The organism is Angustibacter speluncae (genome assembly GCF_054777815.1).
In genome coordinates this window covers 23987-48072 of record NZ_BAAHAF010000095.1, presented here as the reverse complement: position 1 = coordinate 48072, position 24086 = coordinate 23987, and the positions used below count along the sequence as shown (strand labels likewise).

Below are 24086 nucleotides of genomic sequence, written 5' to 3'. Positions count from 1 at the left end.
CGCCCCGTCCCCCCGGGCGAGCTCGGCGGCGTGCTGCGCCGGCGGCACGAGGCGACCGACGCCGGGCGGGCCGCCGGACCGGCCGCGTAGCCGCCCCCCTGCCGAGGGGCGGCGGACGGGTGCGTGCGGCGCCGCCGAACGGGTCGCCGCTCACCCGTCCGGGCGCCTGCGGGACCGCTCCCACCCGGTGCGGCTCAAGACGGTGCGTGACGGCGTCGATCCTCGGAGCACGGTGTCGGGGGACTCGAGGACGGTGCGGGGGGACCGTCCGGAGGAGGGAGGACGAGGATGCGCGCGTCGCGACCCCTGGCGGGTCACGGGCTCACGCTGCTCGCCGTCGCGCCCTGGTGCGTGGCGGCGACCGGGTTCACCTCGTCCTTCCTCCTGCCCGGCCCCGTCGACGGCCCCGCCGTCCGTACCGCGCTGCTGCTGACGACCGGCGGCTTCTTCGCCCTGCTGCTCGCCCGCGTCGTCGTGACCGGGGCGCGCCACCGGGCCCGCCGTCCCGCCCTGGCCCTGCTGTTCTCCGGCGTCGTGCTCTGGGCCGCGGGCTCGGCGACGCTCAGCGCGAGCCAGGCCCAGGAGGTCGTGCCGTTCCCCTCGCCCGGCGAGGCGCTGTACCTGCTGTCGTACCTGGGGCTGTTCGCCTTCCTCCTCGTCGACGTGCCCCGGCGCCGCCTGCCGGTCACGACGGTCTGGCTGGAGGCCGCGGTGCTGTCGACCGCCGGCGCCTGCCTGACCGCGTTCGCGGTGCTCACCCCGTTGTCGAGCTCGCTCGAGGGCGACGGCCTCGCCCTGCTGGTGGCCCTGCTCTACCCCCTCATCGACTGCCTGCTCGTCGTGCTGGTCGTCGCCCAGGTGCTGCTCGGGCTGCGCGGACGCACCTGGCGCACAGCGGGTCTCGTCCTCGCGTTCGTCCTGCTGGCCGTGGCCGACAGCAGCCTGGTGACCCACGGTGCCGCCCACGGGGAGTACGCCGCGAGCGTCTACCTCGAGTCGCTGTGGGGGGCCGCGTTCGGCGTGCTCGTCGCCGCCGCCGTCGCCCCGCAGCGCGAGGACCGGCTGCAGCCCCGTCCGCAGAACGGGTACCTGCTGCTGGTCGCGGCGTCGGTCGCGATCGCCGTGCTGGTGCTGCGCCCCGAGGGCCCGCTCGAGCCCTACGTCGTCGTCCCGGCCATGCTCGCGCTCGTCTGCACCGGTGCCCGCCTCGTCCTCGCGCTGCGCGAGGCGCAGGGCGCGGCCGAGGCGCTGCGGCTGTCGCGCACCGACGAGCTGACGGGCCTGCCCAACCGACGCGCCCTGCTGGCCACCGCCGACGAGCGGCTGGGCGGTCGCGGGACCACCGGGCTGCTGCTGCTCGACCTGGACGGCTTCAAGGACGTCAACGACAGCCTCGGGCACCAGGTCGGCGACCACCTGCTGGTGCTGATGGCGCAGCGGATGCGCTCGGCCGCCGACGACGACGTCCTGGTGAGCCGGCTCGGCGGCGACGAGTTCGCCCTGCTCGTCACCGGCGCCGACGACCTCACCCTCTTCGAGATCGCTGCGGACGTGCGCCGCGCGCTGCGCACGCCGGTGCGCACCGACGGCCTCGACCTGTCGGTCGACGCCTCGGTCGGCATCGCCGTCGCCCGTCCCGGGGACTCGGCCACCGAGCTGCTGCGGCGCGCGGACATCGCGATGTACCAGGCGAAGTCGTCGGGCGCCGGGACGCTGGCCTTCGATCCCGCGCACGACGGCCTGTCCCGCGAGCGGCTGCTGCGCGGCGAGGAGCTGCGGCACGCGCTCGAGCTCGACCAGCTCGTGCTCTGGTACCAGCCCCAGGTCGACGCCCGCACCGGTGCCGTCGTCGGCCTGGAGGCGCTGGTGCGCTGGGAGCACCCCAGCGAGGGCCTGCTCGGCCCGATGGAGTTCCTGCCGGACGCCCGGCGCGCCGGCCTGATGCCGCACCTGACCGTCGCGGTGACCCGGATGGCGCTGCGGCAGGCGCGGGAGTGGGCGACCGCGGGCGCGTCGTTCCGGGTGTCGGTGAACTGGGCCCCGCCCGAGCTGCTGGGCGGGCTCGCCCTCGACGCCCTGGTGCGCGACCTCGCCGACCTGGGTCCGGGCGGGACCTGCTCGCTCGCGGTCGAGGTGACCGAGGACTCGTTCGTCGCCGAGCCGCAGCGGGCCCGCGAGGTGCTGCAGCGGCTGCGCGACCTCGGCGTCGAGACCTCGATCGACGACTACGGCACCGGCTTCTCGTCGCTCGCGTACCTGCGCGACCTGCCCGTCCAGGAGCTGAAGATCGACCGCTCGTTCGTCTCGACCGTCACGGGCGACGAGCGCAGCGCGATGATCGTGCGCACCACCACGCAGATGGCGCACGGCCTCGGGCTGCGGCTCGTCGCCGAGGGGGTCGAGGACGACGACACGGCAGCCCTGCTGCGCGCCCTCGGGGTCGACGTCCTGCAGGGCTACGCCGTCTGCCGGCCGGTGCCGGCCGACGAGGTGCTCGGCTGGGTCGCCGACTGGCGCCGGCGCCACCCCGCGACGGCCAGGCCGGCGCCGCCGCGCCCGGCGACGCCGGCGACCGGCTCAGGTCGTCGGGAGCAGCTGTCCCGCTGACGCGCCGGCGGCGGCGAGACCGCGCTCGGCGTCCGCCAGCCCGATCGTCGCGCGCGGCCGCAGCCGGAACGCCTCCGGCGGCGGTACCTGGACGCCGTCCAGGCCGATGCCGAGCGTGACGAGCCGGTAGGCGTCCGGCAGGTTGCGGCGCTGGTTGTCGCGCATCGGCGCGTAGTGGCAGTACACCGGGACGCTCGCCGCCGAGCCGAGGTACGAGGCGACGCCGGTGCCGGGCAGCGGGTGGGTGACGATGCCGACCGAGGCGAGCAGCCGCTGCACCCGCACGTCGAGCACGGCGACGAACGTCGACATCCCGTTCTCGTGGGCCACGGTCATCAGCGCGTGGTACAGCACGAGCGCGAGCCGGGTGCCGCCGACCACGCCGGTGCGCACCCCGAGCGTGGCCACCTCCCAGGTCGTCGCCTGCTCGATGCCGGCGGCGCGCGCCGACCGCTCACCGTCGACGTCCCACGGGGCGGTACCGACGTCGACCAGGGTCTTGAAGCCGCTGCGGCCGCCCGGGGCCAGCAGCCGCACCGCCGCCAGCACGTGGTCGTCCTCGTCGGCGACCGCGACGAACACGGTGGCGTCCTCGTACGGGTCGTACTCGCGGGCGAGCTGCTCGCGGGTGTTGCCGAACCAGCGCAGGAACACCTCGGCCTCGCACTCGCGGGCCGACTCGAGCACGGCGCCGACCGGGTCGAAGACCAGTCGCAGCGGGGCGCCCATCAGAACTCCTTGGCGACGACCTCGGTGGCGCGGAACCACTCGCGGGTCATCTCGACGACGGCGTCGGCGCTGAACGGCTTGCAGGCGTACACGTCGACGCTGAAGAACATCCGCGGCTGGTCCCACGCGTAGAAGTGCGCGCCCGAGGTCTCCCAGTGGATCCAGCCGGCCCACCCGTACAGCGGCGACTGGTGGGTGACCGGCTCGGTCAGGGTGATCATGTCGATCGTCTTGGACAGCTGCGCGAGGTACATCGAGATGTCCTCGGCGCTGATGGACTCGGTGACGAGGCCCTCGACGACGAGGCGCTGGCGGTGGATCTCGGGGGCGAGGTCGATCACGGTCGGTCTCCCGGAAAGGCCGAAGGGACTCCCCGGCCGCCGAGGCGCACCGGGGAGGACGCCGGAGGGGTCGGCGGAGCACCATCGTCGCAGCGGGACGCCGCCGCCCGGGGCGGTTCCCGCACGCACGGCGACCGCGGTCACCCGCTCCGCGCACCCCCCGACCACGGACGGCCCCCCGGACCACCCGACGGGGCCCGTCCGGGTGAGCCACCGGTCATCCGGTCGGCCCCGTCAGTCCGGCTGGTCCCCCGTCGCCTCGGGCGGCAGGTGGGTCGCCGCGAGCTCGACCGACCGGCGCGCGGTGGCCACCTGACGCAGCGCCTCGTCGCGGTCGCCCGCGTCCTCGGCGACCGCCGCCGACGTCGCGGCCATCGACGCCTGCGCGGCCACCGCGGCCCACCGCGAGACGGCCCGGTGCAGCTCCGGGTGGTGCCCGTCGGGCCCGCGCGGCACCTCCAGGCCCGCGCTCGGCGCCTCGGCCTGGGCGCGCACGCACAGCGCGCGGACGCGGTCGAGACCCCCGACCAGCTCTGCCGCGACCTCGTCGAGCCCGGCGCGCACCGGCCCGGCAGGCACCGGCTCGACCACCTGGTGGAACCGGTCGACCGCACGCCGGGAGCGGTCGTGGGCACGGCGCCAGACGCCCTCCCCCAGCGGGTCGAGCCGGCGCCGCCACGGCCAGCGGATCGGGGTCACTCCCCCACGGTGCCAGGACCGGCGTGCGGGGGCTCAGGGGCGTCCGCGGCGGCCCTCGAGGCGCTGCTGCTCGCGGACGCCCGCGCGAATCTGCTTCCAGCGGGCCGCGCGCTGCGCCGCCACCCGCTGGTCGACGCGCGCGGCCTGGAACTCCTGCTCGCGCAACAGCTTCCGGTACGAGGTCATCCGCCGCTCCGACACGGTGCCGTCCTCGACGGCGGCGAGCACGGCGCAGCCCGGCTCGACCTCGTGCGAGCAGTCGCGGAACCGGCAGGTGCCGGCGAGCGCCTCGATCTCGGGGAAGACGTCGTCGAGGTCCTCGGCGCCCGACAGCCCGATGCTGCGCATGCCGGGGGTGTCGACGAGCGACCCGCCGCCCGGCACGAGGTGCAGCTCGCGGGTGACGGTGGTGTGCCGGCCCTTGTTCATCGTCCCGAGGTCCTGGGTGCGCATCAGGTCGCGCCCGGCGAGCACGTTCAGCAGCGTGGACTTGCCGACCCCCGAGGCCCCGAGGAACGCGAGCGTGCGGCCGGCGGCGAGCATCTCGCGCAACGGGTCGAGGCCGACGTCGTCCAGGGTCGACACGGCGAGCACGAGGACGCCGGGGGCGCTCTCGCTCATCTCGTCGACCACGGCCTGCGGGTCGGCCGCGAGGTCCGACTTGGTGAGGACGAGCACGGGGGTGGCGCCGGAGGCCCAGGCCAGCGCGAGCAGCCGCTCGACGCGGGCGGTGTCGGGGTCGGGGTCGAGCGCCTCGACCACGGCCACGACGTCGGCGTTCGCGACGAGCACCTGGCCGTGCGAGCTCTTGCCGACCTGGAGCCGCACGACGCTGGTGCGCCGCGGCAGCACCTCCTGCACGGACGGGCCGAGGCCGAGCTCGGCGTCGCCGGGGTCGACGAGCACCCAGTCGCCGGCCGCCGGCGTGCTGGTGGGGTCGTCGTCGACGCCGCGCGCGACGCGGGCCGACCACTCGACGACCGCGGGGCCGGACGCGAGCAGCACCTCGCAGGCGCCGCGGTCGGGCCGCAGGACCCTGCCGGGGACGAGGTCGCGGGCGGTCGGGAGCAGGTCGGCGGCCTCGTCGGCGGCGCCGGACCAGGTGTCGTCCCAGCCGGCGGAGCGCAGCAGCCGCAGCGGGGTGGCCGGGCCGGAGGGTGGTGGTGCGGGAGCGGTGGTGGGATCAGGGGACGGGGTGGTGCTGGTGGTCACGGGAGGGTCCTTCGCTGTGGGAGCGGAGCGTGCTGGTGGGGGTCGAGCTCACCCGGGGCGCGGTCATCGCCGTCCACCTCCTCCCGGACACCTTCGCGGGGTCCCGTCCTGCGTGCCGCCCGTGCGGCGCCGTCGCGACGAGGCTAGGCGCGCCCCGCGCGGCGGGTCACGCCGATTTCCCCGCCCTCCGGTCCCCCGCCTCCTCCGCCACCTGCGCCTGCTCGGCCTCGGTGTCGCGGACGGGCGTGAGGGTGCCTGCGACGACCGGCACCTCGCCCGTGAGCGCGAGCGCGGCGGCGCGCCGCGCGGCCGAGCGCTCGCCGTGCGGCCAGAGCTCGTCGACGGCCGCGTTCACGGCCGCGCCGATGAGCACCGCGATCGCGACGAGGTACAGCCACACCAGCACCACGATCGGCGTCGTCAGCGGGCCGTAGATCGACAGGCTCGCGGTCGAGGACCCGCTGCCCGGCAGGGCGAGTCCGAGCACCGCGCGCAGCAGCGCGCTGGCCAGCACCCAGATCACCAGGGCGGTCAGCGCACCCGGCAGGTCGCGGCGCCAGGCCGTCCGCAGCGGCACGCTCACGTGGTAGAGCGTGGCCAGCAGCGCGACGCCGAGCAGGGTGACGACGGGCCAGTAGAGGACCAGGACGGGGTCGAACGGCGCCGGCAGCGCCCGTCCGAGCAGGGTCGGGCCGACCAGGACGAGCGGGATGGTCACCGCCCCGAGCGCGAGCAGCAGGACGTAGAGCAGGAACGACAGCACCCGGGTGCGCACCAGGCTCCGGTGGCCGCCGAGGCCGTACATGATCGAGATGGTGTCGAGGTACACGTTCAGCGCCCGCGACCCCGACCACAGCGACAGCACGAAGCCGATCGAGACCAGGTCGAGGCGCGGCGAGTCGAGGGCGTCCTCGAGGGTCGGGATGATCACCGTGTTGACGACGTCGTCGGTGAGGAACGGCGACAGGTACTCGCGCAGTCCGTTCTTCAGCTGCAGCGCGGTGTCGGTGCCGAGCCGCGACCCGATCCAGGCGGCCGAGCCGGCCAGCCCGAGCACGAGCGGCGGCAGCGACAGCAGGGCGAAGAAGCCCGACTCGGCGGCCAGCCCGGTCACCCGGTAGCGCAGGCACACCTGCACCGTGTGCACCACCAGGGCCACGAGCGGACGCAGCGGACCGCGGTCGACGACGTCCACCAGCGCGCGGCGGGCACTCGCCCACCGCTGCCCGATCACCCCGTCGGCGGCCACCCGGCCACGGTAGCGAGCACGGGGTGCCGCGGCCCGGCGCCCGGGCCGTGCGGCGGGCACTACCGTGGTCCGGTGCCCGCGACCCACGCCGTGACCAACCAGGTGCCGCCCCTCACCGACCGGGCCGCGGCGTCGCTGTGGAGCGGTGACGCGGTGCTCCGCGAGGCGGTCGCCCGGCACGGCGCGGACGCCCACGAGCCCCGGCTGGCCGAGCTCGGCGAGCTCGCGGCGGGTGCCAAGGCGCGCGCGTGGGGCGAGCAGGCCGAGCGGTACGCGCCCGTCCTGCGCACCCACGACCAGCGCGGCGTGCGGCTCGACGAGGTCGAGTACCACCCCGCGTACCACCAGCTGATGCGCGTCGGGGTCGAGCACGGCCTCGGCGGCGGCGCCTGGACGGCCGACCCCGGCACCGGTGCCCATGTCGCACGGGCCGCGGGGCTGCTGCTGTGGAGCCAGGTCGACGCCGGCCACACCTGCCCCCTGTCGATGACCGCGGCGGCCGTGCCCGCGCTGCGCACCGACCCGGTGCTCGCCGACGTGTGGGTGCCGCGGCTGGCCGCCACCGACTACGACCCCGGGCTGCGCCGCGCGCGCGACAAGGCGGGCGCGCTCGCGGGCATGGGCATGACCGAGAAGCAGGGCGGGTCCGACCTGTCGGGCACCTCGACCGTCGCGGTCCGCACCGCGGGCGGCCCGCTCGAGGGCGGCGAGGGCTACCGCCTCACCGGTCACAAGTGGTTCTGCTCGGCGCCGATGAGCGACCTGTTCCTCGTCCTCGCCCGGGTCGGCACGGCCGACGGCCCGCTCACCTGCTTCGTCGTCCCCCGCGTGCTCGAGGACGGCAGCCGCAACCCGTGGCACCTGCAGCGGCTCAAGGACAAGCTCGGCAACCGGGCCAACGCCTCGAGCGAGGTCGAGCTCGACGGCACCTGGGGCGTGCGCCTCGGCGGCGAGGGCGAGGGGCTGCGCACGATCCTGGCGATGGTGAACGCCACCCGCCTCGACTGCGTCGTGGGGTCGGCCGCCACCATGCGCGCCGGGTTGGTGGGCGCGGTGCACCACGCGCGGCACCGGAGGGCGTTCGGGTCGCTGCTGGTCGACCAGCCGCTGATGTCGAACGTGCTCGCCGACCTCGCGATCGAGTCCGAGGCCGCCACCGTGCTCGGGCTGCGCCTGGCCGCCGCGGCCGACGCCGCCGCGGCCGGCGACAGCGGCGAGCGGGCGCTGCTGCGGGTCGGCGTCGCCGTCGGCAAGTACTGGGTCTGCAAGCGCACCCCGTTCGTCGCGGCCGAGGCGCTGGAGTGCCTCGGCGGCAACGGCTACGTCGAGGAGAACGGCATGGCCCGCCTCTTCCGCGAGTCGCCGCTGAACTCGGTGTGGGAGGGCTCGGGCAACGTGGTCGCCCTCGACGTGCTGCGCAGCCTCGGCCGCCACCCCGAGTCGCTCGACGCCGTCGTGGCCGAGCTGCACGCGGCCCGCGGCGCGTCCCGCCGGCTCGACGCCGTGCTCGACGAGGTGAGCGGCACCCTCCGCTCGGCCGCGCAGGAGCTCGCGACCGACCCGGCGTCGGTCACCGGCGCCGCCCGCTGGCTGGTCGAGCGCCTCGCGGTGACCCTGCAGGCGTCCCTGCTGGTGCGGTTCAGCACCCGCAAGGTGGCCGACGCCTTCCTCGCGACCCGGGTCGAGCGGCAGGGCGGGTCGTGCCTCGGCACGCTGCCCGTCGGCGAGCGCACCACCCGCGAGGTCGTCGAGCGGGCGGTCGCGGTCTAGGCCATCCTCGGAGGGCACCACCCCTGCGCAGCGTCGCGCACCACCCCTGGCACCACCCCCTCGCACCACCCCACTGACCACACGGAGCAACGCGTGCAGATCTGGCCCGGCAAGCCCTACCCCCTCGGGGCGACCTACGACGGGAGCGGGACGAACTTCGCCCTCTTCTCGGAGGTCGCCGAGCGGGTCGTCCTGTGCCTGATCGCCGACGACGGCACGCAGGAGTGCATCGACCTCACCGAGGTCGACGGCTTCGTCTGGCACGTCTACCTGCCCTCGGTGCAGCCGGGCCAGCGCTACGGCTACCGCGTGCACGGCCCGTACGAGCCGGAGAAGGGCCTGCGCTGCGACCCCTCGAAGCTGCTGCTCGACCCCTACGCCAAGGCGGTCGACGGCCAGGTCGACGGCGACCCGTCGCTGTTCTCGTACCGGTTCGACGACCCGGAGGAGCGCAACACCGACGACAGCCTCGGTCACACGATGCTGTCGGTCGTCATCAACCCGTTCTTCGACTGGGCCGACGACCGCCTGCCGCGGCACGAGTACCACAACACGGTGATCTACGAGGCGCACGTCAAGGGCCTCACCCAGACCCACCCCGGCATCCCGGACGAGATCCGCGGCACCTACGCCGGCATCGGCCACCCGGCGATGATCGACCACCTCAGGGGCCTGGGCGTCACCGCGATCGAGCTGATGCCGGTGCACCAGTTCGTGCAGGACACGCACCTGCAGGAGAAGGGCCTCGCGAACTACTGGGGCTACAACACGATCGGGTTCTTCGCCCCGCACAACGCCTACTCCAGCAACGGCACCCGCGGCCAGCAGGTGCAGGAGTTCAAGGCGATGGTCAAGGCGCTGCACGCCGCCGGCATCGAGGTCATCCTCGACGTCGTCTACAACCACACCGCCGAGGGCAACCACAACGGCCCGACGCTGTGCTTCCGCGGCATCGACAACACCGCGTACTACCGCCTGGTCGACGACGAGCAGCAGCACTACTACGACACCACCGGCACCGGCAACAGCCTGCTGATGCGGCACCCGCACGTGCTGCAGCTGATCATGGACTCGCTGCGGTACTGGGTGCTCGACATGCACGTCGACGGCTTCCGCTTCGACCTCGCGGCCACCCTGGCCCGCCAGTTCCACGAGGTCGACCGGCTGAGCGCGTTCTTCGACCTGGTGCAGCAGGACCCGGTGATCTCGCAGGTGAAGCTGATCGCCGAGCCGTGGGACCTCGGCGACGGCGGCTACCAGGTCGGCGGGTTCCCCCCGCTGTGGACCGAGTGGAACGGCAGCTACCGCGACATCGTCCGCGACTTCTGGCGGGGCGAGCCGGCCACGCTCGGCGAGTTCGCCTCGCGCATCACCGGCTCGTCCGACCTCTACCAGGACGACGGCCGCCGCCCGATCGCGAGCATCAACTTCGTCACGGCGCACGACGGCTTCACCATGCGCGACCTGGTGTCGTACAACGAGAAGCACAACGACGCCAACGGCGAGGGCGGCAACGACGGCGAGAGCCACAACCGGTCGTGGAACTGCGGCGCCGAGGGCGACACCGACGACCCGGCGATCCTCAAGCTGCGGCACCGCCAGATGCGCAACCTGATGACGACGCTGCTGCTGAGCCAGGGCGTGCCGATGATCGCCCACGGCGACGAGATCGGCCGCAGCCAGGGCGGCAACAACAACGTCTACTGCCAGGACAACGAGATCTCCTGGATGGACTGGCAGCTCGACGACGAGGGCCGGTCGATGCTCGCCTTCACGCAGTCGGTCGTGACGCTGCGCCAGCAGCACCCGGTGTTCCGGCGCCGGCGGTTCTTCGCCGGCAGCGCCGACCACGGGGGCGAGTCCGAGCTGGGCGACATCGCGTGGTTCACGCCCACCGGTGAGCACATGGGTGAGGAGCACTGGCGCAACGGGTACGCCCGCTCGCTGATGGTGTTCCTCAACGGCGAGGCGATCCCGGAGCCGGACCCCCGGGGCCAGCGCGTGGTCGACGACTCGTTCCTCATCCTGTTCAACGGCCACCACGAGAAGCTGTCGTTCACGCTGCCCCCGGCCGAGTACGGCGCCACCTGGGTGGTCGTCTTCGACACCGCCGAGCGGCACGCGACCGGCACCGAGTTCCCGTCCGACGACGAGGTCGTCTGCTCCTCGCGCAGCACCGTCGTGCTGACGCGACCGCGCACCGGCACCGGTCCGGCGGGCGAGCTCGAGATGGCCGCCACCGTCCCGGTGATCGACCCGGTGCGGCAGGCGATCGAGACGGCGGCCGAGAACGAGGCCGACGACGCCGCGACCGAGCAGGGCGAGGAGGCCGAGCAGGCGTGAGCGAGCCGCACCGCTGGCCCTCGCACCGACCGGCGGCCGGGCGGCCGGTGCCGGTCTCGACCTACCGCCTGCAGGTCAACGCCGACCAGACGTTCGCCGACGTCGCGCGGGCGGCGCCGTACCTCGCCTCGCTCGGCGTGACCCACGCCTACCTGTCGCCGGTGCTGGCCGCCGCCCCCGGGTCGACGCACGGCTACGACGTGCTCGACCACTCGCGGCTGTCGCCGGAGGCGGGTGGGCGCGAGGCGTTCGACGCGATGGTGTCGGCGCTGCGCGAGCACGGGCTCGGGGTCGTGGCCGACGTCGTGCCGAACCACATGGTGGTGCCGGTGCCGGTGCGGCTGAACAGCCAGCTGTGGTCGGTGCTGCGCGAGGGGCCGCACTCCCCCTTCGCGTCCTGGTTCGACATCGACTGGGGCGCAACCCGTCTGACGTCACTGCAGGTCGAGCCCGGTGACGAGGGCGTCCGCTCCATCCTGATGCCCGTGCTGGGCGCGCGCATCGGCCAGGTGCTCGCCGAGGGCGACCTCGTGCTCGACGCGACCGGTGACGAGCCGGTGCTGCGCTACCACGAGCACGAGTTCCCGGTGCGGCCCGGCACCGAGCACCTGCCGCTCGCCGAGCTCGTCGACCGCCAGTGGTACCGCCTCGCGCACTGGAAGGTCGGTGACAGCGAGCTGAACTACCGCCGCTTCTTCGACGTCGGCACCCTGGCTGCCGTCCGCGTCGAGGACCCCGACGTGTTCGAGGCGACGCACCGGCTGCTCGTCGACCTGGTCGCCGACGGCTCGCTCGACGGGCTGCGGATCGACCACCCGGACGGGCTCGCCGACCCGCGGCAGTACCTGCGCCGGCTGGCCGAGGCCACCGGCGGCTCCTGGGTCGTCGTCGAGAAGATCCTCGAGGGCGAGGAGCCGCTGCCCGACGACTGGCCGTGCGCCGGCACCACCGGGTACGACGCCCTGCTGCGGGTGGGTGGCCTGTTCGTGCACCCGTCGGCAGCCGGTGCGCTGCAAGCGACCTGGTCGCAGTTCGCCGGCGACGACCCCGACCTGCTGCGCGACATGCACCACGTCGTCGAGCTGGCCAAGCACGAGGTCGTGCGCGGCGGCCTCTACGCCGAGGTGCACCGCCTCGTCGAGCTGCTGGTCGGCATCACCTCCGCCGACATCCGGCTGCGCGACCACACCCGCCGCGGGCTCGAGGCCGTGGTCACCGCGCTGCTGGTCGCCTTCGACCGGTACCGCGCCTACGTCGTGCCCGGTGAGCAGGCCCCCCCGGCGCAGGTCGAGGTGGTGCGGCACGCCGCCGACCTGGCGCGCGAGCGGCTGCCCGACGACCTGCACGAGACCCTCGACCTGGTCGTCGACCTCGTGCTCGGGCACGAGGCCGGCAGCGCGGGCCGCAGCGGCGACGCCGACCGCGCCGAGCTGGTCGTGCGGTTCCAGCAGACCTGCGGGCCGGTGATGGCCAAGGGCATCGAGGACACCGCGTACTACCGCTCGTTCCGGCTGCTCGCCCTCAACGAGGTCGGGGGCGACCCCGACCGGTTCGGGGTCAGCCCCGAGCAGGTGCACGCGTGGGCCGAGCGGCAGCTGACCCACTGGCCCACCGCCATGACGACGCTGTCGACGCACGACACCAAGCGCGCCGAGGACGCCCGGGCGCGCCTCGCCGTGCTGTCGGAGGTGCCCGGGCTGTGGGACGAGTCGGTGCGCGCGTGGCACGCGGCCTCGGCCGACGTGCGCTCGCCCCTGCTCGACGGGCCCACGGAGTACCTCGTCTGGCAGACCCTGATCGCGACGTGGGACCACGTCGCCGACGAGCCGATCTCGTCCGAGCGGCTGCTCACCTACCTCACCAAGGCGGTGCGCGAGGCCAAGGTGCGCACCACCTGGACGGCCGTCGACGAGCCGTACGAGCAGGCGGTCGCCGCGTTCGCCACCGGTGTGCTCGGGTCGGCCGACCTCGTCGACGGGGTGCGGGCGTTCGTCGCGGCGACCGCCGACCTGGTGCGGGTCGGCGTGCTGGGCCAGAAGCTCGTCCAGCTCACCACCGCCGGCGTCCCCGACGTCTACCAGGGCACCGAGCTGGTCGAGTCCTCGCTCGTCGACCCCGACAACCGGCGTCCGGTCGACCTCGTCGACCGCGGTGCCCGGCTCGAGCGCCTCGACGCCGGGCAGGCGCCGCGCGGCCTCGACGAGGAGAAGCTGCTGGTCACCTCACGGGCGCTGCGGCTGCGGCGCGACCACCCGGAGGCGTTCGTCGGCACCGGTGCGGGGTACGCGCCGCTGCCGACCACCACCGGTCACGTGGTGGCGTTCACACGCACCGACGACGGCGGGCCGCGGGTGGTGACGCTCGCGACCCGGCTGGCGAAGGAGCTCGACGACCTCGGTGGCTGGGGCGAGCACACGGTGGCCCTGCCCGAGGGGCGCTGGCACGACCTGCTGACCGGTCGCGACGTCGACGGCGGCGCGCCCGTGCGGCTCGGCGAGCTGCTGACGGCGCTGCCGGTGGCGCTGCTGGTCCGCGTCGAGGACGCGCGCTAGGCACCCTCCAGCGCGGCCATCGCGCGCGCGAGCTCGTCGCGGGAGCGGATGCCGAGCTTGATGTACACGTTGCGCAGGTGGAACTCGACCGTCTTGGGGCTGAGGAACAGCGCCGCCGCGGCCTCGCGCGTGGTGAGCCCGGTCGCGATCACCTGCGCGGTCTGCCGCTCCTGCGGCGTCAGCTGCTCGACGGGCCCGGTGCTGCGCCGGCGCACCGTCCGGCCGGTGGCCCGCAGCTCGGCCGCGGCGCGGTCGGCCCACGGCCGCGCACCGAGCCGGACGAGGTCGGCCAGCACCGCCTCGAGCAGCGGCCGGGCGTCGGTGGGACGCCGGTCCCGACGCAGGCGGGCGCCGAACGCCATTCGCGTGCGGGCGGTCTCGTAGACGTCGGCGGTGCGGGCGTGGTGGGCGAGCGCGGCCTCGAGGTGCGCCTCGTCGACGCCGTCCGGCCGGGACGTCCCGACAGCGCGGTGCGCCCGCGCCAGCGACCACGGCTGCCCCTTGTCCTGCGCCGCGATCAGGTACGTGTCGGCCAGCGCTGCCGCCTCGTCGGGACGCCCTGCGGCCCAGCAGGTCTCGACCAGCTCGGGGACGGGTGACAGGTCGGGATCGCCGAGACCGAGCCGGTCGAGCAGGGACAGCAGCGACCGGTAGCGCTCCTCGGCCGCCGCCACCCGACCGGCTCCGGCCTCGAGGTCACCGAGGGCCGATGCCGCCCAGGCCCGGGCCAGGTGCACCTCGTGCCGCTCCCCCAGCGCGTCGGCCCGGGCGGCGGCCTCGCGCGCCTGCTCGTCCTCGCCGCGCCGGGCCTGCAGCCAGGCCAGGCCGGCGAGCGCGAACGCGGCGTCGGTGCTCTGGCCCAGCTCGTCGGCGAGCCGGGCGGCCTCGAGGTAGCCGGCCTCGGCGTCGGCCCAGCGGTCTGACGTCGCGTCGTCGCGCGCCACCGTCCCGAGCAGCATCGCCAGGTGCGCCGACGCCGCCCCTCGGCGGAGCCGGTCGACCACGGCGCCCAACCGGTCGCGCGCCGTCCCCTCGCGCAGGAACATCGGGCCGAGCACCGCCCACTGCACCCGCAGCGGGTCGTCGACCCCCGGGGTCGCCGGCACGGCCAGCCCCATGCGGACGAGCTCGGCACCGCGGTCGCCGGACCCGGCCAGGACGTGGGCGGCGCCCGCGGCGACCAGGCCGACGCCGCGCACGGGGGCGGTCGTCCTCGGGCCGAGCAGGTCGAGCACGCGGTCGGCCGCGGCGACCGCGTGCGCGGTGTCGCCGAGGTAGAAGCAGGCGTGCACGGCGTCGGCGAGCAGGAGCACCGCCCGGTCGGGGTCGATCCCGGCGGCGCGCTCGGCACCGGCGAGCAGCAGGTCGCGGGCGACCGGCAGGGACCCGGCGCGGGCCTCGACGGCGCCCCGGAGCTCACTCACCCGCACGGCCTGCACCGGCGACGCGGACGCCTCGACGCGGTCGAGCAGCGCGGTCGCGCGGCGGGGCAGCCCGGCCAGCCACGCGCCGGCCGCCGCGTCGAGCACCCTCACCGTCCGGTCGGCCGGGTCCGGCGAGAGCACCGCGGCCCGCTCCAGCAGCGCGGCCGCCACCGCGTGCGCCCCCCGCCCACCGGCACCCTCCGCGGCCGCGACCAGGGTGGTCGCGACGTCCTCGTCGGGCCCGAGCACGGACTCGGCTAGGTGCCACGCCCGGCGCTCCTGGGTGGCCGCCGAGGGTGCCGGGCCCTGCGCCACCGCCAGCGCGTCGGCCAGCGCCCGGTGCGCCTCGCGCCGGCGCGCAGGGTCGGCGGCGCCGTGCACGGCAGCCCGCACGAGCGGGTGCCGGAACTCGACCGTCCCCGGCCCCACCACCACCAGTCCCGCCCGCTCGGCGTGGACGAGGGCACCGACGTCCAGACCTGTTGCCCGGCAGGCGAGGTCGAGCAGCGCCAGGTCGTGCGTCCCGGCGGCGGCGAGCAGCAGCACCTGCTGGGCGTCGTCCGGCAGGTCGGACGCACGGGCTGCGAACGCGTCCTGCAGCCCGCGCTCCAGCGCGACCGGCGCGCCGCTCTCCGACCCGCGCAGCGCCTGCGGCCGCGCCGCCAGCTCGAGCAGCGCGAGCGGGTTGCCCGCGGTGGCCCGGTGCAGGTGCGCGGCGCGGTCGCGGGTGCCGCCGACCAGCAGCCGGGCGGCCTCGACGTCCAGCCCGGTCAGCGGCAACGGCTCGAGCCCGGCACCGGCGAGGGGCGACTGCTCGTCGGGCCGCATCGCCACCAGCAGCGCGAGCCGGTCGGTGACGAGCCGACGGGCGACGAACGCGAGCGCCTCCGCCGACGGCCGGTCGAGCAGGTGCGCGTCGTCCACGAGCACGAGCAGGGGGTCGTCGTCGGCGGCCCGGCTGAGCAGCCCGAGGGTCGCGACGCCGACCCCGAGCCGGTCGGGGCTCGTCCCGCTGCGGGTGCGCAGGGCGACCCCGAGCGCCTCCTGCTGCGGGGCCGGGAGGCGCTCGAGCAGGTCGAGCAGGGGCGCGCAGAGCTGGTGCAGGCCGGCGAACGAGAGCTCCCGCTCCGCGACGGCCCCGCGCAGCTCGAGCACGCGCATCCCGCCCGCCCGGGCGCGCACGTCGTCGAGCACCGCGCTCTTGCCGATCCCGGGCTCGCCCGTCAGCAGCAGCGCGCCGCTGCGGCCGACCCGGGCCGCGGCGAGCACGCGGTCCACGACCTGCCGCTCGTGCTCGCGTCCGACCAGCACGCGGGGAGTCTAGGGCGGTTCCCAGGGGGGTTCCCTGATGCCCGGGCGGTCCGGCCGTCCCTAGCGTCCCCGGCACGTGGACGGCGCCGCCCGGTGCCGGCAGGACGAGCGGAGGACGACATGACCGAGCTGCAGGACCGCGCCGACGACGCCACCACCGGCGCCGTCGACCCCGACCGCCTGATGGCGTTCGTGCTGAAGGCGGTCGACGAGGTGGGCGCCACGCTCAACGCGGCGCTGGTCGTGATGGGCGACAAGCTCGGCTACTACCGCGCGATGGTGGCCTCGGGGCCGACGACGCCGGCCCGGCTCGCCGACGACACCGGCACCGGGGAGCCCTACGCCCGGGAGTGGCTCAACGCGCAGGCGGCCGGCGGCTACGTCGAGTACGACCCGGCGTCGGCCACCTACCGGCTCCCGGCCGAGCAGGCCGTCGCGCTCACCGACGAGGACAGCCCCGCGTTCCTGCCGGGCTTCTTCCAGATCGCGCTCGGCACGGTGCACGACACCGACCACGTCCTGGAGGCGGCGCGCAGCGGCTCGGGCGTCGGCTGGCACGAGCACGTGAGCGACGTGCACGTCGGCTGCGAGCGGTTCTTCCGGCCGGGCTACCACGCGCACCTGGTGGCCGAGTGGCTGCCGGCGCTCGACGGCGTCGTCGAACGGCTCGGTCGCGGTGCCCGCGTCGCCGACGTCGGCTGCGGGCACGGGGCCTCGACGGTGCTGATGGCGCAGGCGTTCCCGGCGTCGCAGTTCATCGGGTCGGACTACCACGACGCGTCGATCGCGGTGGCGCGCGAGCGGGCGGAGGAGGCGGGCGTGGCCGGGCGCACGAGCTTCGTCACGGCGTCGGCGCAGGCCCTCGACGGCGGCCCCTACGACCTCGTCACGACCTTCGACGCCCTGCACGACATGGGCGACCCGGTCGGGGCGGCGCGCCGGGTGCGCGAGGCGCTGGCCGACGACGGCACCTGGATGCTGGTGGAACCTGCTGCGGGAGAGCGTGTCGAGGACAACCTGCACCCGATCGGTCGGGCCTACTACGGCTTCTCGACGCTGCTGTGCACACCTGCGTCGCTGTCGCAGGACGTCGGCCTCGCGATCGGCACCCAGGCGGGCCCGGCCCGGCTGCGCGACGTCGTCACCGCCGCCGGCTTCACCCGGTTCGCCGCCGTGGCCGGGACGCCGTTCAACACCGTCTACGAGGTGCGGCCGTAGCGCGGGGGCTGCGGGGAGGGCGACCATGAGGAACGTGGAGCGGTGGGCCAGGAAGCCGGACGCGGAGGGGACGGCGCTGTCGGAGGACGGCGTCGAGATCGCCTGGCGCGTCTTCGGTTCGGGTCCCACGACCGTGGTGCTGATGCCGACCTGGTCGATCATCCACTCGCGGTTCTGGAAGGGGCAGGTCGCCCACCTCGCCCGGCACCACCGGGTGGTGACGTTCGACGGGCGCGGCTGCGGACGGTCCGGGCGACCGTCCGGGCCGGCGTCGTACGGGCACGACCGCTTCGTCGCCGACACCGTCGCGGTGCTGGCCGCCACCGGCACCGAGCAGGCGGTGCTCGTGGGCTTGTCGCGCGGTGCGGCGTGGTCGCTCGGGGTGGCCGCCGAGCACCCGGAGAACGTGCTCGGGCTGTTCCTCGTCGGTCCGAGCCCCGGGGTCGGCACGCGCGAGGGGTGGGACAGCCCGGTCACCGACCCGCAGGGGTGGGAGAAGTACAACCGGCGGCACTGGCTCGACGGCGGGTACCGAGACTTCCTGGACTTCTTCTTCGACCAGATGTTCCCCGAGCCGCACTCGACCCAGCAGGTCGAGGACTGCGTCCGGTGGGGCCTGGAGACCTCGCCGGAGGTGCTGGTCGACACCGTCGCCGCCTGGGGCGGGGCCGACGGCGCCGTCACCGCCGACCCCGCCGACCTGTGCGCGCGGGTGCGGTGCCCCGTGGTCGTCGTGCACGGCACCGACGACCGCGTCACCCGGTCCGAGGTCGGGCGCCGCGTCGCCGAGCTGACCGGTGGCTCGCTGGTGCTGCTCGGGGGGTCGGGGCACGGGCCGATGTCGCGCGACCCGGTCGCGGTGAACCACCTGCTCGACGACTTCCTGGGGCGGGTCGCACCCCCTCCCCCGGCGCCGCAGGTCGTACGGCCGTCGGCGCGGCACCGTCCCCGGCGGGTGCTCTACCTGTCCTCGCCGATCGGGCTCGGCCACGCCCGCCGCGACCTGGCCGTCGCCCAGGAGCTGCGCACGCTGCACCCCGACGTCGAGGTCGACTGGCTGGCGCAGCACCCGGTGACCGCCGTGCTCGAGCAGGCGGGCGAGCGGGTGCACCCGGCGTCGCGCTGGCTGCTGTCGGAGTCCCAGCACGTCGAGGACGTCGCGCACGAGCACGACCTGCACGCGTTCGACGCCATCCGCTCGATGGACGAGGTGCTCGTCGCGAACTTCATGGTGTTCGACGAGGTGGTGCGCGAGACGCCGTACGACCTCGTGGTGGGTGACGAGGCCTGGGACGTCGACCACCTGCTGCACGAGAACCCGTCGCTGAAGCGGTTCGCGTTCGCCTGGATGACGGACTTCGTCGGGTGGCTGCCCGTTCCGGGTGCCGGACCCGAGGAGCGCAGGCTGGTCGCTGACCACAACGCGGAGATGCTCGAGCAGCGCGAGCGCTTCCGGTGGGTGCGCGACCGGTCCGTGTTCGTCGGCGACCCGGACGACGTCGTGCCCGACGAGTTCGGGCCCGGCCTGCCGTCGATCCGCGCGTGGACCGACGAGCACTTCGACTTCGCCGGGTACGTCACGGGTTTCGACCCGTCGGGACTGCTCGACCGCGGTGCGCTGCGCGCCGACCTGGGGTACCGGGAGGACGAGCGGGTGTGCGTGGTGTCGGTGGGCGGGTCGGGCGTCGGGCACCACCTGCTGCGCCGCGTGCTGGACGCCGTGCCGCTGGTGCGCCGGCAGGCGCCCGACCTGCGGTTCGTCGTGGTCGCCGGCCCCCGCATCGACCCGCGGTCGCTGCCGCGGCGGCGCGGTGCGCGGGTGGTCGGCCACGTCCCCGACCTGCACCGGCACCTGGCGGCGTCCGACCTCGCCGTGGTGCAGGGCGGTCTGACGACCTGCATGGAGCTCACCGCGACCGGGCGGCCGTTCCTGCGGGTGCCCCTGCGGCACCACTTCGAGCAGCAGCTGCACGTGCGGCACCGGCTCGACCGGTACCGGGCCGGGCGGCACGTCGACTACGAGGAGGCCTGCGAGCCGGACCGTCTCGCGGAGCTGGTCCTGACCGAGGTGGGGCAGGAGGTGTCGTACCGACCGGTGGCGGGCGACGGGGCCGCGAGGGCCGCCCGGCTGCTCGCCGAGCTGCTCTAGTCCTCGCGGACCGGCTGCTCCGCGCGCAGCCGCTCGAACGCGGCCAGGTCCTCGCGGGCGAGCTGCGGGCTGGCGCGCACCATATGGCCCCTGGCCTCCAGCGCGGCGATCGCCGACCGCCACTGCGCCTGCGACCGCCGCCCCGCCCGGGTGCGGGAGGCCTCGAGCCGGCGCAGCGACCGCGTCGACACGAGCGGCACCTGCTCGTAGGTCCCGTCGGCGCCCTGCCCGGTGACGTACAGCCAGGTCTCGCCGGCCCCGGAACCGGGACCGCCGGTACCGGGCCGCTCCCACCGGCCGACTGCGGCGAGCAGCACGCGGTCCCACGGGAGGTGCTCGGCGCGCAGCAGCTCGCGGCGGTCGACGCCCTCCGGACCGACGACGGTGCGGGCTCGGAGCACGGCGGCGGTGCCGGCCGCCAGCGCCGAGACGGCAGCGAGCACCAGGACCGCGGGGTGGCGCACGTCGAGCAGCGTCGCGAGGACCAGCACGGCCGCGGCCGGGACGACCCCGACCGCGCCGGCCCACAGGTCGCGCGCGCGGGGCCCGACGGTCAGCGAGGGCGCCGTCGTGCCGTGGTCGCCCTCAGGAGGCGGCAAGGCGCGCCTGCTCGGCCTCGACGTCGAACTCGGCGGGGGGCCACTGCGGGTCGAGGTCGGTGAGGGCGTCGAGCAGCAGCTGCTGCACCGCCCAGCGCGCGTACCACTTCCGGTCGGCCGGTACGACGTGCCAGCGGGCCTGCGGGGTGGAGCACCGGGTCAGCGCGAGCTGGTACGCCTCCTGGTAGTCGTCCCACCGGAGCCGCTCGTCGACGTCGCCGGGGTTGTACTTCCAGTACTTGTCGGGACGCTCGAGCCGCTCGGCCAGGCGCTCCTTCTGCTCGCCCTTGGAGATGTGCAGCATCACCTTGACGACCGTGGTGCCCCGCGCCACCAGGCGCTGCTCGAACTCTTTGATCTGCTCGTACCTCGCGTCGACGACGTGCCGCGGCACCAGCGAACGCACCCGGGCGATGAGCACGTCCTCGTAGTGCGAGCGGTCGAACACCCCGATCAGGCCCGGACGCGGCAGCGCGCGCTCGATGCGCCAGAGGAAGTCGTGCGCGAGCTCCTCCTCCGTCGGGGCCTTGAACGACCGCAGGTGCACGCCCTGCGGGTCGACGGCGCCCATGACGTGGCGCATGATGCCGCCCTTGCCCGAGGTGTCCATGCCCTGCACGACGAGCAGCACCGAGCGGGTGCCGTCCGAGGTGCCCTCGGCGAACAGCCGCTCCTGCAGGGCGGACAGCTCGTCGGTGCCCGCGGCGAGCGCGGCCTGCCCTGCGGCCTTGTCGCCGCCGAACCCGGGCGTGGAGCGGGTGTCGACGTCGTCGAGCCGGAACACCTCGCCCACCGCCAGCACGTCGGCCACCTGCTGCGGTGCGTCAGCCTCGGTCTTCGCCATGGGCCGACCCTAGTGGTGTCACGATGTGGCGGGCTGCACCGTCGAGCACCCTGTGAGGACCTGTCTGCCGTGACCACCACCGACGACGCCGCGGCCGTCTTCGCCGCCGAGCGCACCCGCCTGCTGGGGGTCGCCTACCGGCTGACCAGCAGCTGGGCCGACGCCGAGGACGTCGTGGCCGACGTGTGGCCGCGCTTCGCGGAGCACGTCGACGAGATCCGTTCTCCCGCGGCGTGGCTCACCACCGTGGTGAGCCGCGCTGCGCTCGACCTGCTGCGCTCGGCGCGGGTGCGGCGAGAGCAGTACGTCGGTCCGTGGCTGCCCGAGCCGCTCGTCCACGACCTCGACGGCCGCCCGCTCGGCGGGCGCAGCGACGACCCGGCCGAGCTCGCCGAGCTCGGGGAGTCGGTGCGGATGGCGTTCCTCGTCGTGCTCGACCGGCTCACGCCCGAGCAGCGGGTGGCCGTGGTGCTGCACGACGCCCTCGGCGTGCCGTTCGACCAGGTGGCGCAGGTGCTCGAGGTGAGCACCGAGGCGGCTCGCCAGCACGCGGTGCGCGGACGGCGCCGGCTGCACGAGGCGGCCCTGCCGCCGCCGGCGCAGGTCGCCGAGCAGCAGCGGGTGCTCGGCGACCTGCAGCAGGCCCTGCTGGCCGGCGACCCCGACCGGATCGCCGCGCTGCTCGCGCCCGACGTGGTGCTCGTCGCGGACCACGCGGGTCGCGTCACGGCCGCCGGCCGCCGGCTCGACGGGGCCGACGAGGTGGCGCGCTTCCTCGCCGGGCTCGCGCGGATCGCGGAGTGGGACCTGGTCTCGTTCCGCACGGTCCTCGTGAACGGCCAGCCGGGCGTGGTGGTGCACAACGGGTCGAGCAAGCCGCGCACCGCGCCGGTCGGCGTCTACGCGTTCACGGTGCACGACGGCGCGGTGCAGGCCGTGCACGCCGTGCTCGCGCCCGACAAGGTCGGCCGCTACCTGGCGCTCGACTGAGCCGCGGCGAGGGCGCACGCGTCGCCGGAGCTGAAGCCCTGCGAGGTGAGGCCGAGCGCCGAGTTGAACCGTCCGCGCATGTTCTCCAGCGCCGCCCAGAACGAGATCTCGACGACACCGGCCTCGCCGAAGCGCTCGACCAGGTCGGCGACCATGGCGTCGTCGACCTCGACCGGCTCGGCCGACAGCGCCTCGGCGTAGGCGAACGCCGCCTTGGCGTCGGCGTCGAGGACGTCGTCGGGTGCCTGCCGCCACGCCACCGCGTGCCGCAGCACCTGCGGGTCGAGACCCTGCTGCTCCCAGCGGCTCGCGCCGAAGTCGATGCACCACGAGCAGCCGAGCCGCACCGACACCACGAACGTGACGAGCTCGGGCAGGTGCGGCGGGAGCACCGACCTCCCGCGCTGCGCGGTCGTCTCGAGCAGCGCCCACGGGAACAGCACACCCGGGCGGTGGGCCATCGCCCCCACGGTGTCGACGTCCCCGCCCATCATCCGCCGCGAGGCGCGCAGGGCGAGACGGGTCGCGAGCGACGGCGGGGTGGCGAAGGTGCGGGGGTCGGTGCTGATGCGCGGCATCGGGTCTCCTGGAGTCGGTGCGGTGTCGTACCCGGTCGACGGCGCGGCCCCGCCGGGCGTGACGTATTGACAAACGGATTTGTCCAATGCCACCGTCGTCCCCGTGGCGACGAGCAGCGGGGCGGCGGTGGCGCTGGTCGACGACCCCGACCGGCTGCTGGCCGGCCTGTCCCCCGTGCGGCGCCGCGTGCTCGACGCGCTCGCCGAGCCCGCCTCGGCCACGGCCGTCGCCGAGCGGCTGGGCCTCACCCGCCAGCAGGTCGCGTACCACTGCAAGGTGCTCGAGCAGGCGGGCCTGGTCGAGCTGGTCGAGCTGCGGCAGCGGCGCGGGTTCACCGAGCGCGTCCTGCGCCGCAGCGCGCAGGAGTTCGTCGTCGACCCCGACGTGCTGCCGCGCGGACGGGTGCGCGAGCGCGACCGGCACGCGGCCGACCACCTGGTGGGCACCGCGTCCGGCGTCGTCCGCGACGTCACGCGGATGCAGGCGGCCGCGCAGTCGCGCGGCCAGCGCCTGCTCACCTTCACGCTCGAGACCGAGGTCGCGCTCGCGCGGCCGTCCGACGTGCACGCCTACACCGACGCGCTGGCCGAGGCCCTCGCCGAGGTCACCCGCAGGTTCCACTCCCCCGGCGGACGGCGGCACCGCGTCGTCGTCGGGGGCCATCCCGCACCCCGTCCCCGCCCCCAGGAGCAGCCGTGAACGACCTGCCCGAGCCCGACTCCGTCCGCGTCCACGACGAGGACGGCCGTCCCGTCGTCGAGGTCGTGGTCGCCGCGCCCGTCGCGACGGTGTGGGAGCACCTGCGAGACCCCGCGCTGATCGCCCGCTGGCACGGCTGGGACTACGACGAGCTCGACGAGGAGATCGACCTGATCTACGGCTCGGGCGCGCGCGAGGCGACCGAGCCGTACGCGCTCGAGACCAGGGGCGGGGCGGCGCCGGGCTCCTTCGAGCACGGCGACCGGTTCGACCTGCGCCGGTCCGGCGACTGCACGGTCGTGCGCATCACCCGCGGCCCGCGCGGCACCGACCCCGACTGGGACGCGATGTACGACGACATCACCCAGGGCTGGGTGTCGTTCCTCGCCCAGCTGCGCTTCGTCGTGGAGACCCACGGCGACGTCGCGCGTCGCACGGTGTTCCTGCACGCGGCCGGCGGCCCGTCCGCGCGGGAGCTGCTCGAGCTGGACCGGACGCGGGGCGGGGCCTGGTCGGCCACCCCTGCCGAGGGGCTCGACCTGGCGGGCACCGTCTTCTTCCGCACCGGGGCGCAGACCGGCGCCACCGTCGACGCGTACGGTCCCGGGCTCGTGGTCGCGGCCGACAAGGCCGCGGACGGCGGCGGCTTCGACTCGATGGTGATCGTGTCGACGTTCGGGCTCGCCGACGACGCGTTCGACCAGGTCGAGACCGCGTGGCGGCGCTGGTGGGTCGACACCCACCCCGAGCCCGCCTCCTGAGGGGGCGTGC

18 protein-coding genes are annotated in these 24086 nt (G+C 75.2%); 9 read left to right on the top strand and 9 right to left on the bottom strand.

Annotated elements, in window-relative coordinates:
• The first annotated feature begins 288 nt into the window (after positions 1-288).
• Positions 289-2607, top strand: coding sequence for a putative bifunctional diguanylate cyclase/phosphodiesterase (locus ACYVKY_RS12400; RefSeq protein WP_460435299.1), 2319 nt, complete (start codon positions 289-291; stop codon positions 2605-2607).
• On the opposite strand, the gene ACYVKY_RS12395 is transcribed toward ACYVKY_RS12400, so the two are convergent.
• From ACYVKY_RS12395 to ACYVKY_RS12375, 5 genes are all read right to left on the bottom strand, one after another.
• Positions 2578-3336, bottom strand: coding sequence for a hypothetical protein (locus ACYVKY_RS12395; RefSeq protein ID WP_460435298.1), 759 nt, complete (start codon positions 3334-3336; stop codon positions 2578-2580). The genes ACYVKY_RS12400 and ACYVKY_RS12395 overlap by 30 nt on opposite strands.
• Positions 3336-3677, bottom strand: coding sequence for an S-adenosylmethionine decarboxylase (locus ACYVKY_RS12390; RefSeq protein WP_460435297.1), 342 nt, complete (start codon positions 3675-3677; stop codon positions 3336-3338). Before ACYVKY_RS12390 ends, ACYVKY_RS12395 begins: the two co-directional genes overlap by 1 nt.
• Before the next feature lie 234 nt (positions 3678-3911).
• Positions 3912-4376: a hypothetical protein gene (locus ACYVKY_RS12385; RefSeq protein ID WP_460435296.1), complete on the bottom strand. Its 465-nt coding sequence runs from the start codon at positions 4374-4376 to the stop codon at positions 3912-3914.
• Between the two features lie 33 nt (positions 4377-4409).
• Complete coding sequence (gene rsgA / locus ACYVKY_RS12380; RefSeq protein WP_460435295.1) at positions 4410-5588, bottom strand: ribosome small subunit-dependent GTPase A; 1179 nt, start codon at positions 5586-5588, stop codon at positions 4410-4412.
• A 166-nt stretch (positions 5589-5754) separates the two neighbouring features.
• Positions 5755-6837, bottom strand: a complete 1083-nt coding sequence (locus ACYVKY_RS12375; RefSeq protein ID WP_460435294.1) for a YihY/virulence factor BrkB family protein — start codon at positions 6835-6837, stop codon at positions 5755-5757.
• A 72-nt stretch (positions 6838-6909) separates the two neighbouring features.
• On the opposite strand from ACYVKY_RS12375, the gene ACYVKY_RS12370 reads away from it, so the two are divergent.
• From ACYVKY_RS12370 to treY, 3 genes are all read left to right on the top strand, one after another.
• Complete coding sequence (locus ACYVKY_RS12370; RefSeq protein WP_460435293.1) at positions 6910-8607, top strand: acyl-CoA dehydrogenase family protein; 1698 nt, start codon at positions 6910-6912, stop codon at positions 8605-8607.
• A gap of 93 nt (positions 8608-8700) precedes the next feature.
• Positions 8701-10950: a glycogen debranching protein gene (gene glgX, locus ACYVKY_RS12365; protein WP_460435292.1), complete on the top strand. Its 2250-nt coding sequence runs from the start codon at positions 8701-8703 to the stop codon at positions 10948-10950.
• Positions 10947-13502 carry a malto-oligosyltrehalose synthase gene (treY, locus tag ACYVKY_RS12360; RefSeq protein ID WP_460435291.1) on the top strand — a complete coding sequence of 852 codons (2556 nt, stop codon included), beginning with the start codon at positions 10947-10949 and terminating at the stop codon, positions 13500-13502. Before glgX ends, treY begins: the two co-directional genes overlap by 4 nt.
• Here treY and ACYVKY_RS12355 read toward each other — a convergent pair.
• Positions 13499-16237 carry a helix-turn-helix transcriptional regulator gene (locus ACYVKY_RS12355; RefSeq protein WP_460435290.1) on the bottom strand — a complete coding sequence of 913 codons (2739 nt, stop codon included), beginning with the start codon at positions 16235-16237 and terminating at the stop codon, positions 13499-13501. The two genes, treY and ACYVKY_RS12355, sit on opposite strands and share 4 nt — an antisense overlap.
• 120 nt (positions 16238-16357) lie before the next feature.
• Between ACYVKY_RS12355 and ACYVKY_RS12350 the strand changes: the two genes are divergently transcribed.
• Positions 16358-17455 carry a class I SAM-dependent methyltransferase gene (locus tag ACYVKY_RS12350; protein WP_460435289.1) on the top strand — a complete coding sequence of 366 codons (1098 nt, stop codon included), beginning with the start codon at positions 16358-16360 and terminating at the stop codon, positions 17453-17455.
• A 25-nt stretch (positions 17456-17480) separates the two neighbouring features.
• A complete protein-coding gene (locus ACYVKY_RS12345) occupies positions 17481-19604 on the top strand; it encodes an alpha/beta fold hydrolase (protein WP_460435288.1) in 2124 nt (707 codons plus the stop codon).
• On the opposite strand, the gene ACYVKY_RS12340 is transcribed toward ACYVKY_RS12345, so the two are convergent.
• A complete protein-coding gene (locus tag ACYVKY_RS12340) occupies positions 19601-20203 on the bottom strand; it encodes a hypothetical protein (RefSeq protein ID WP_460435287.1) in 603 nt (200 codons plus the stop codon). The genes ACYVKY_RS12345 and ACYVKY_RS12340 overlap by 4 nt on opposite strands.
• Positions 20190-21047 carry a polyphosphate kinase 2 family protein gene (locus ACYVKY_RS12335; protein ID WP_460435286.1) on the bottom strand — a complete coding sequence of 286 codons (858 nt, stop codon included), beginning with the start codon at positions 21045-21047 and terminating at the stop codon, positions 20190-20192. Before ACYVKY_RS12335 ends, ACYVKY_RS12340 begins: the two co-directional genes overlap by 14 nt.
• A gap of 69 nt (positions 21048-21116) precedes the next feature.
• On the opposite strand from ACYVKY_RS12335, the gene sigJ reads away from it, so the two are divergent.
• Positions 21117-22037, top strand: a complete 921-nt coding sequence (gene sigJ / locus ACYVKY_RS12330) for a sigma-70 family RNA polymerase sigma factor family protein (RefSeq protein WP_460435285.1) — start codon at positions 21117-21119, stop codon at positions 22035-22037.
• Here the strand turns inward: sigJ and ACYVKY_RS12325 are convergent.
• Complete coding sequence (locus tag ACYVKY_RS12325; RefSeq protein WP_460435284.1) at positions 22019-22615, bottom strand: carboxymuconolactone decarboxylase family protein; 597 nt, start codon at positions 22613-22615, stop codon at positions 22019-22021. The two genes, sigJ and ACYVKY_RS12325, sit on opposite strands and share 19 nt — an antisense overlap.
• Before the next feature lie 103 nt (positions 22616-22718).
• On the opposite strand from ACYVKY_RS12325, the gene ACYVKY_RS12320 reads away from it, so the two are divergent.
• The gene (locus ACYVKY_RS12320; protein ID WP_460435283.1) at positions 22719-23315 is read left to right on the top strand and encodes an ArsR/SmtB family transcription factor; all 597 of its coding nucleotides are present in this window, start codon (positions 22719-22721) and stop codon (positions 23313-23315) included.
• Positions 23312-24076, top strand: a complete 765-nt coding sequence (locus ACYVKY_RS12315) for an SRPBCC family protein (protein ID WP_460435282.1) — start codon at positions 23312-23314, stop codon at positions 24074-24076. Before ACYVKY_RS12320 ends, ACYVKY_RS12315 begins: the two co-directional genes overlap by 4 nt.
• Positions 24077-24086: the final 10 nt, after the last annotated feature.

Bases quoted from the DNA above. Each gene is read 5' to 3' on its own strand.
- ACYVKY_RS12395 (WP_460435298.1), bottom strand. From the start codon at position 3,336: ATGGGCGCCCCGCTGCGACTGGTCTTCGACCCGGTCGGCGCCGTGCTC.
- ACYVKY_RS12400 (WP_460435299.1), top strand. From the start codon at position 289: ATGCGCGCGTCGCGACCCCTGGCGGGTCACGGGCTCACGCTGCTCGCC.
- ACYVKY_RS12335 (WP_460435286.1), bottom strand. From the start codon at position 21,047: ATGGCGAAGACCGAGGCTGACGCACCGCAGCAGGTGGCCGACGTGCTG.
- ACYVKY_RS12325 (WP_460435284.1), bottom strand. From the start codon at position 22,615: ATGCCGCGCATCAGCACCGACCCCCGCACCTTCGCCACCCCGCCGTCG.
- ACYVKY_RS12350 (WP_460435289.1), top strand. From the start codon at position 16,358: ATGACCGAGCTGCAGGACCGCGCCGACGACGCCACCACCGGCGCCGTC.
- ACYVKY_RS12345 (WP_460435288.1), top strand. From the start codon at position 17,481: ATGAGGAACGTGGAGCGGTGGGCCAGGAAGCCGGACGCGGAGGGGACG.